This window comes from Modestobacter sp. KNN46-3 (assembly GCF_011039295.1).
In genome coordinates, this window is record NZ_JAAKGN010000186.1 from 1 (window position 1) to 8,082 (window position 8,082).

At 74.2% G+C, this 8,082-nt stretch carries 12 protein-coding genes and 1 riboswitch; of the genes, 4 read left to right on the forward strand and 8 right to left on the reverse strand.

The window, feature by feature from the left end:
- Positions 1-1,421 (forward strand): cobyric acid synthase (locus tag G5C62_RS23715; protein ID WP_164702940.1); only part of this gene is annotated, 1,421 nt, incomplete at its 5' end.
- Here G5C62_RS23715 and G5C62_RS23720 read toward each other — a convergent pair.
- Entirely contained in the window at positions 1,408-1,797 is a 390-nt protein-coding gene (locus G5C62_RS23720; RefSeq protein WP_164702941.1) for a thioesterase family protein, read from the reverse strand. The genes G5C62_RS23715 and G5C62_RS23720 overlap by 14 nt on opposite strands.
- Before the next feature lie 53 nt (positions 1,798-1,850).
- Between G5C62_RS23720 and G5C62_RS23725 the strand changes: the two genes are divergently transcribed.
- Both G5C62_RS23725 and G5C62_RS23730 read left to right on the forward strand, forming a co-directional pair.
- On the forward strand, positions 1,851-2,471 hold the full coding sequence (locus G5C62_RS23725; protein WP_206330828.1) for an MSMEG_1061 family FMN-dependent PPOX-type flavoprotein: 621 nt from the start codon (positions 1,851-1,853) through the stop codon (positions 2,469-2,471).
- A 33-nt stretch (positions 2,472-2,504) separates the two neighbouring features.
- On the forward strand, positions 2,505-2,930 hold the full coding sequence (locus G5C62_RS23730) for a VOC family protein (protein ID WP_036332904.1): 426 nt from the start codon (positions 2,505-2,507) through the stop codon (positions 2,928-2,930).
- Positions 2,931-2,978: 48 nt separating this feature from the next.
- Here the strand turns inward: G5C62_RS23730 and G5C62_RS23735 are convergent, their stop codons facing one another.
- Positions 2,979-3,200: a hypothetical protein gene (locus G5C62_RS23735; protein ID WP_156118996.1), complete on the reverse strand. Its 222-nt coding sequence runs from the start codon at positions 3,198-3,200 to the stop codon at positions 2,979-2,981.
- 209 nt (positions 3,201-3,409) lie between these two features.
- On the opposite strand from G5C62_RS23735, the gene G5C62_RS23740 reads away from it, so the two are divergent.
- Complete coding sequence (locus G5C62_RS23740) at positions 3,410-4,015, forward strand: type II toxin-antitoxin system PemK/MazF family toxin (RefSeq protein ID WP_052090504.1); 606 nt, start codon at positions 3,410-3,412, stop codon at positions 4,013-4,015.
- Positions 4,016-4,027: 12 nt separating this feature from the next.
- Here G5C62_RS23740 and G5C62_RS28350 read toward each other — a convergent pair whose 3' ends face one another.
- The 6 genes from G5C62_RS28350 to G5C62_RS23770 form a co-directional block, all read right to left on the reverse strand.
- Positions 4,028-4,366 (reverse strand): hypothetical protein, encoded by a 339-nt coding sequence (locus G5C62_RS28350; RefSeq protein WP_241176094.1) that lies wholly within the window; start codon positions 4,364-4,366, stop codon positions 4,028-4,030.
- A 9-nt stretch (positions 4,367-4,375) separates the two neighbouring features.
- Positions 4,376-5,440: an AI-2E family transporter gene (locus G5C62_RS23750; RefSeq protein ID WP_164702942.1), complete on the reverse strand. Its 1,065-nt coding sequence runs from the start codon at positions 5,438-5,440 to the stop codon at positions 4,376-4,378.
- Between the two features lie 66 nt (positions 5,441-5,506).
- Positions 5,507-6,571, reverse strand: coding sequence for an AbrB family transcriptional regulator (locus tag G5C62_RS23755; RefSeq protein ID WP_164702943.1), 1,065 nt, complete (start codon positions 6,569-6,571; stop codon positions 5,507-5,509).
- A 14-nt stretch (positions 6,572-6,585) separates the two neighbouring features.
- Positions 6,586-6,939 carry a transcriptional regulator gene (locus G5C62_RS23760; RefSeq protein WP_164702944.1) on the reverse strand — a complete coding sequence of 118 codons (354 nt, stop codon included), beginning with the start codon at positions 6,937-6,939 and terminating at the stop codon, positions 6,586-6,588.
- Positions 6,936-7,436: a hypothetical protein gene (locus G5C62_RS23765; RefSeq protein ID WP_164702945.1), complete on the reverse strand. Its 501-nt coding sequence runs from the start codon at positions 7,434-7,436 to the stop codon at positions 6,936-6,938. The genes G5C62_RS23760 and G5C62_RS23765 overlap by 4 nt, the downstream gene beginning before the upstream one ends.
- Positions 7,433-7,879, reverse strand: coding sequence for a hypothetical protein (locus tag G5C62_RS23770; protein ID WP_164702946.1), 447 nt, complete (start codon positions 7,877-7,879; stop codon positions 7,433-7,435). The genes G5C62_RS23765 and G5C62_RS23770 overlap by 4 nt, the downstream gene beginning before the upstream one ends.
- A gap of 79 nt (positions 7,880-7,958) precedes the next feature.
- Positions 7,959-8,070, forward strand: a riboswitch (adenosylcobalamin (AdoCbl) riboswitch).
- Positions 8,071-8,082 lie beyond the last annotated feature (12 nt).

An 8,082-nucleotide genomic window follows, 5' to 3' on the forward strand; every position in this document is an offset into this window, starting at 1 on the left:
TGGTGCGCCAGGGGGTGTCGGTCGCGCCGTTCAAGGCGCAGAACATGAGCAACAACTCCATGGTCACCGCCGACGGCGCCGAGATCGGCCGCGCCCAGGTGATGCAGGCCGCGGCTGCCCGGGTGGAACCCGAGGCCGCGATGAACCCGGTGCTGCTCAAGCCGGGCGGGCAGAACGCCAGCCAGGTCGTCGTCCTCGGCAAGCCCGTCGCCGACGTCACGGCGCTGTCCTACCGGCCGATGAAGGCCGCGCTGCTGGAGCAGGCGCTGGCCTGCCTGGCCGACCTGCGCTCCCGGTTCGACGTGGTGGTCTGCGAGGGCGCCGGCTCCCCCACCGAGATCAACCTGCGTGCCGACGACATCGCCAACATGGGCCTGGCCACCGCCGCCGGGCTGCCCGTGGTGGTGGTCGGCGACATCGACCGGGGCGGGGTGTTCGCTGCCCTCTACGGCACCGTCGCGCTGATGCCCCCGGCCGACCAGGCGCTGGTCGCCGGCTTCCTGGTCAACAAGTTCCGCGGCGACGTCCGGCTGCTGGCCCCGGGTCTGGACCAGCTCACCGCGCTCACCGGCCGGCCGACGCTGGGGGTGCTCCCCTGGCGCAGCGGGCTGGAGATGGACGTCGAGGACTCCCTGGGCGTCGACGCCGTCCGCGCCCCCGCCGGCCCACCCCACGGGGCGGACGTGCTGCGGGTGTCGGTCGCCCGGCTGCCCCGGCTGTCCAACTTCACCGACCTGGATGCGCTCGCCACCGAGCCCGGCGTGCTGCTGCGCTACGCCACCCGGCCCGAGGAGCTGGCCGACGCCGACCTGGTGGTGCTGCCCGGGACCCGGTCCACCGTCGCCGACCTGCAGTGGCTGCGGGAGACCGGGCTGGCCGACGCCGTCGCCCAGCGGGCCGCCGAGGACCGCCCGGTGCTGGGCATCTGTGGCGGCCACCAGATGCTGGCCCGCACGATCAGCGACGACGTCGAGTCCCGGGCCGGCGTCGTCCCCGGGCTCGGGCTGCTGCCCGCCGACGTGACCTTCGCCCGGGAGAAGACGCTGGGCCGGCCCTCCGGGTCCGCCCTGGGTCAGCCGGTCCGCGGGTACGAGATCCACCACGGCGTGGTGCGCCTGGACGACGGCGCCGAGCCGTTCCTGGACGGCGCCCGCGCCGGCTCGGTCTTCGGGACGACGTGGCACGGCGCCCTGGAGTCCGACGGCTTCCGCCGGGCCTTCCTGACCGAGGTCGCCAGGATCGCCGGCCGGCGGTTCACCGTGGCCCCCGACACGGACTTCGCGCACCAACGCGAGGCCCGGCTCGACGCACTCGGCGACCTGATCGCCGAGCACGCGGACACCGACGCCCTGTGGCGGCTGGTCGAGACCGGGCCACCGGCCGGGCTGCCGGTGCTGGCCAGCGGGCTCAGCCCGCGCTGACCCGAGCCCGCACCTCGTCGGGCCACGGCACCGGCCGACCGTCGGCGGTCGCCACGTAGGTGGTCTGCACGGTGCAACAGACCCGCTCGCCCACCCGCACGGTGAGCAGGAGCGTCAGGCTGGTGCGGCCGAGCTTCGTCAGCTCGGCGTCGACGGCGACCGTGTCGCCGTACCGGGCCGAGGAGCTCCAGTCCAGCGCGGTGGCCTTGACGAGGTACTCGACGCCCCAGGCGTCCAGTGCCCCGTGCGGGACCCCGACCGTGCCCCACCAGGCGGTGACCGCCTCGTCGGCCCAGGTCAGGTAGTGGGCGTTGAAGACGACGCCCTGCTGGTCGCACTCGACGAACCGGACGGGAGCACTCCACACCGCAGGCACGAGGCGGCAGGTTACCGACCACCTCCGGAGGCACGGCCGTTACCGTCGGAGCCGTGACTGCCGCCCCCGACACCACCGCTGCCGACCTCGAGGTGCTGGCCGGCTACCGGGCCCCGTCCCAGCTGGTGCTCGACAAGGTCATCGACCGGGTCGACGAGCACTGCCGCGCCTTCATCAGCCGGTCGCCGTTCGCCACGCTGGCGACCGCCGACGCCGAGGGGTGGCCGGACGTCTCCCCGCGCGGCGGTGAGCCGGGTTTCGTGCACGTGCTCGACGAGCACCGCCTGGCACTGCCCGACCGGCAGGGAAACAACCGGGTCGACGGCCTGCGCAACCTGGTCGCCAACCCGCGGGCGGCGCTGCTGTTCTTCGTGCCCGGCTGCGACGAGACGCTGAAGGTCTACGGGACGACGTCTCTCGCCGGCGCCGGCGACCTGGGCATCGACTTCACCGAGTTCGGCCGCGAGCCCCGTTCCGTGCTGGTCGTGCAGGTGGAGCGGGCCTACTTCCAGTGCGGCAAGGCCCTGATGCGCTCGCGGCTGTGGGACCCCTCGGCCCAGGTCGACCGCTCGACGATGACGCCGTTCGGCCAGGTGCTCAAGGACCACTGCGCGCTGGAGACCCCGCTGCCCGACGACGCGACGATCCGCGCGGACCTCGCCCAGGAGCTCTAGGTCCTGTCGGTGGCCGGGTGCAGCATGCCCGGCATGGCACACACCTTCCAGGTCACCGTCGACTCGGTCGCACCCCACCCGCTCGCCGACTGGTGGGCCGATGCGCTGGGCTGGGAGCGAGAACCCACCGACGAGGCCTTCATCCGCCGCATGGTCGACGCCGGCCACGCGACCGAGGCCGACACCATGCGGTACGACGGCCAGCTCGTCTGGACGGCCGGCGCGGCGATCAACCACCCCACGGGCGGGGCGCCGCGGGTGCTGTTCCAGCTGGTCCCCGAGCCGAAGACGGTGAAGAACCGGGTGCACCTCGACGTGCGGGTGGGCGCGGAGGCCGTGGACGCCGAGGTGGCGCGGCTGACCGCGCGCGGGGGCACCGTGCTGCACGAGGGCCACCAGGGTCCCCACCGCTGGGTGACGATCGCCGACCCGGAGGGCAACGAGTTCTGCCTCACCTGACCGCGGCCCCCTGCTGAGCCCGCGGAACGGGGAGCACAGGGCCGTCCGTCAGTCGGTGCGGTGTTCCCGCTCGGCCTTGCGGTCGGCCACGGCGCGCTGGGCCAGCAGGCGCCGCCGCTCGTTGCGGCGCTGTCGGTCCGGCGTCCGGTAACGGGCGTCCTCGACCAGCTGCCAGGCGGCGAGGGCGCTCGCGCGCACCGCCGGTGGCACGAGCATCTCCGCCGGGTGCACCGGCTCGACCATGGCCATCTCGCGACCCTCTTCCCCCATGGCGACCGGATCGTGCCGCCGTCAGAAGTGTGACCCGGCAGCCCGTGAGCGAACCGTTGTCGTGACCACTTCGCAGCATTCTGGGCACCATCTGTCACAGAAGTCACACGCGTGTCTTCTGCACGGCGGTGCGCGCGGCTGAACCGCCGGCCGGCTCCGGCGTGTCCTCGCCCGGCGCGTCGCGGGAGCCATCGCCTACCGTGCCGAGGGTGGCGGGCAGCAACTGGCGGAGAGCACTCGAGCGACTGGTGGGCGTGGTCGTCCAGGAGGGCGCGCGGAGCCTCCGGCGGAGCGACCGCACGCGCAGGCGTCCCGACGACCACTCCCCGGCTCGCCCCGAGTGGGCCACACCGGGTGCCGAGCGCCCCGCCCGGGCACCGCTCCCCCCGGCGGGGCCGCCCCGGCGCGTGCACCTGGCGACCGACTACACCGGACCGCTGGAGCTGGACTACGCGCCGCGGGCCGACGGCCGTCCCGATCCGGGCGAGGTCGTCTGGACCTGGGTGCCCTTCGACGAGGGCGACGGCCGCGGCAAGGACCGGCCGGTGCTGGTCGTCGGTCGCGACGGCGACGCGCTGCTGGGCCTCATGCTGACCAGCAAGGACCACGACCGGGACGCCGCCGACGAGGCCCGGCACGGCCGGCACTGGGTCGACGTGGGCAGCGGCGCGTGGGATCGGCAGGGCCGGCCCAGCGAGGCGCGGATCGACCGGGTCCTGCGGATCGACCCCAGCGACGTCCGGCGCGAGGGCGCGGCGCTGGGCCGGGCCCAGTTCGACCAGGTCGCCGTCGAGGTGCGCCGGCTGCGCGGCTGACCGAGGGACCCGTCAGCCGGCGTCGTCGTCCGGCTGGGTGCGGGACCGCAGGTGGTAGACCCCCGCGGAGTCGGTCAGCGACCGCAGGTCGTACCGGTGCACCACCTTCGGCCCGCCGTGCAGGTGGGTGTGGGTGATCGTCGGCAGCGGATCGCCGTGCCTGGCCTCGCGGACCTCGACCCGGCCGTCGAGCGGGCCGCCGACGAACAGCAGCACGGCGCCCTCGTCCTCGGGGGTGCCGGTCGCGGCCGTGTCGTTCTCGGACAGCGCGGTCCTCCTCGCTCGGTGCCAGTGCCTCGCCGGGTGGCGGCCCCGACCAGGGTAGGCACCGACGAGCGGCTCGTCCCGCATCTGCGGCGGTCAACCCCCGGCGATCGGGCGTGATCCGTGCCGCGCCCAGACCTCGTGACCGGCCGCCGACGCCGCGGCGAGCAGGGGCACGAACAGCAGCGCGCCCGCCAGTCCCCACAGCAGTCCACCGGCCGTCACCGCGATCAGGACCATGGCCGCGTTGATCGGCAGCCGGCTCTTCATCACGCAGGGCTCGACGACGTCGTTGCCGAGCTGCTGGACGACCACGACCAGGCCCAGCACGAGCGCGGCGGTGCCGAGGCCCTCGGCGCCGTAGGCGACCAGGACGGCCACCGCCCCGGCGACGAAGGCACCGATCGTGGGGATGTAGGAGGCGACGAACTGCAGCGCGGCCAGGGTGAGCGCCAGCGGGATGCCGAGCAGCAGCAGACCGAGCCCGATGCCGACCGCGTCGAACAGGGCCACGATGGTCAGCCCGCGCACGTAGGCGCCCACCGTGCCCCATGCGGCCCGGCCGCCCGCGTCGACGTCCTCCCGGACCCGGCCGCCGAACTTGCCGAGCACCCACTGCCACATGCCCGGACCGCTGGTCAGGAACAGGAACGCCAGTGCCAGGGTGAGGAAGACGCCGAGGAGGGCCTCGAGGAGCGTCTGCGCCGGCCCGACCAGCGCGCCGATGCCGGCGCCGCCCTGCCCGCCGCCGCCCACCAGGTCACCGATCGAGGGCATCGACATGCCGAAGCGTTCCGAGAGCTGGGTGGAGACCCGGTCCAGGGCGTCGCGGAGCTGGGGCAGCTGCGAGGCGATCCGGGCGCTCAGGCCGAGCAGCGCGCCGACCAGCACCACCAGGAGCAGCAGCACGGCCGCACCCGCGGAGGCCCACCGCGGCACGCCTCGCCTGCTGGCCCACTGCACCGCAGGTGCGGCCACCCCGGCGAGCAGCAGCGCGGTCAGCACGGCGACGAGCACCAGGGTGACCTTCACGGCCAGCCCGGCGAGCAGCCAGACCAGGACGGCGAGCACGAGCAGCCGCCCGCCCACGGCGGCGGTGCGCACCAGCCAGGCGGGGGCGGTCCGGTCATCGAGATCGGATCGGGGTTCCTCAGCTGCCATGCACCAGGACATGCCACGTCTGCGCCGCCTGACACATGGCGCCCGCGGATCGTTGCTGGGCGGCTGCTACCCCGGTCGCCGTCCCCGACCCAGCCAGCGGGCGAGCAGCGGCGCGGAGAAGAGCATCACGAACAGCCGCAGCACCTGGACCGCGAGCACGAAGGTCGCGTCGGCGCCGCTGCCGGTCGCCGTGGCGAGCACCGCGTAGAGCCCGCCCGGCGTGGTCGCCAGGTACCCGTCGAGCGCGCTCACCCCGGCGGTGCGGGACAGCAGCACCCCCAACCCGGCACAGGCGACGACCGCGCCGACGATGAGCACGACGGCCAGGGGCAGCGCCCGGCCGACCAGCCGCAGGCTCGCCCGGGTGAACCCCAGCCCCACCTGCAGTCCGATCGCCAGGAAGCCGGCCGCCTCCACCAGCGGCGGCACGGTGGCCCCCTGCGACAGCCCGGTCACGTCCAGGACGGCGGCCACCGCCATCGGCCCCAGCAGCGCACCCACCGGTAGCCGGCTCACCCGGCCGAGCAGCACCCCGACGACCACGCAGACCACGGTGAACAGCAGCCCGGCGGGCCAGCCGGGGCCCTCGTCGGCCGTCGTCGCCGCCGCACCGCCCGAGGCGCCGTAGACCGTCGTGGCCACGATCGGCATGGCGGTCACGATCAACAGCACCCGGAGGTACTGCAGGACGGCGACCACCTGCGCGTCCGCGCCCAGGTCCCGGGCCATCGCGGTGATGCCGGATGCGCCGCCGGCGATCATCGAGAACGCACCGGTGACCGGGCTGATCCCGGGCTGCAGCCGCATCAGCTGCCCGGCGACCAGGCTGACGGCGAGCGTGGCGACGGTGATCAGCAGCACCGGCAGCCAGTGCTCGGCGACCGTGCGCAGCGTGTCGGCCTGGATCAGCGCACCGATCGAGACGCCGATGACCGCCTGCGCTCCGGTGCCGGCCGGCCGAGGGAGCGCCAACGGCCTGGTGCCGAGCAGTGCCCGCCCCAGCCCGGCCACCAGGCCGCCGAACAACGCGGCCGAGGGCACGGCGAGGACGTCGAGCGCCAGGGTCGCGCCGATCCCGACGACGAGGACCGCGGCCCAGTCGAGCACCCGCCGCCATCGCCCCCGCGCCACGCGGGAACTCTCCCTCAGCCTCCTGTGGCCTCGCCCAGAGGCTCTGCCCGAGCTGGCGAGGGAGGAGTGGGACGGGGACCTTCGACGATCCGGCGGAGCTCGGCGACGTGGGCGTCGAACGCCGCCCGCCCCGCCTTGGTCAACGCCAGGCTGGTGCGCTGGCGGGAGGCGATGATCGACTTCCGCACCTGCACGTAGCCCGCCTCCTCCAGCTGCTTGACGTGCTTGGAGAGCACCGAGTCGCTCACCGACACCGCGTCCCGGACGGCGGCGAACTCCATCGTGTCGACGGCGGCCAGCAGCCCGCAGATCTGCAGCCGGGGCGGTGCGTGGACGACAGCGTCGAACCGCGGCTCGACGGCGGTCACCGCCCGGCCCGCAGCCCTGCGACGTAGATCCGGGTCACCCACCGGCTGAGCAGCCCCGCCGACGCCCCCAGCACCGCGCCCACCACGACCATCGCGCCACGCAGGTCGAGCAGGAACTCGGCTGCGCCGCCCAGGGCGAACAGCACGAAGTAGCCGGCCGTCCACTGGCTGATGGCCCGTCGGACGCGCTCCTGGACCGGCCCCACTGTCCGGGCGTCCCACCAGACCCCGGTGATCCGCCGGTACGCCGCCACCAGGCCGGCGGTCCCGGCGAGGAAGAGCACCAGGGCTCCGGCGATCACCCCGATGCTGTGGGACGAGTAGCTGCTGAAGAACCCGAAGAGGAGCAGCCCCAGGGCGACGTCGTACCACCACGGCTGGACGATGCGTTCGGCGAGCGCCGTCTGGTCTGCATCGAGCGCGGCCAGCTGGGCGGCGGCCGCGGCCGGGTCGGCCGGCGGCTGACCGCCGTACAGATCTGCAGCGTTGCCGGTCACCGCTCGCCCCGGAGCTCGGCGGCCCACGCGCGTCCCCACCAGCGGCTGAGCACGGCGACCGCGACGCCGAGCACCGCGCCGGCCACGACCATCGCCCAGTGCTGGTCGTAGCCGTCGGCGAGCACGAACGCCGGCACCAGGACCACCAGGCAGATCGCGACCCACAGCAGCATGCTGCGGCCGTCGATGGTCACCCACACCCCGGTCATCCGCTTGTAGGTCCGGACCAGCACACCCAGGCCGGCGAGGAAGAGGACCAGCGCCGGGAACGTCACCCAGAGGGAGTCGAAGACGTAGGACGACAGGAAGCCGAACAGCAGCAACCCGAGCGCCACGTCGTACCACCACGGCTGCACCACCCGGTCGGCCAGCGCCGCACGGTCGGCCTGCAGGGCGGCCAGCTGGGCCGTGGCGTCGTCCCGGTCGGTCCCGTCTCTTTCCATGCCGGAAAGAGTGCCGCATCACTTTCCACCTCGTCAAGAGACAACGCCACTGTCCCCACCCCGGGTCGCCGTGGTCGAATGACGCTCCAACTGCGACGGCAGTGGAGGAAGCCCGGTGGAACTCCGGCGCGGTCCCGCCACTGTGACCCGGTCCCGACCGGGGAGTCAGGAACTCCCGCCGTCGCTTCCTGCCACCTCCGGGC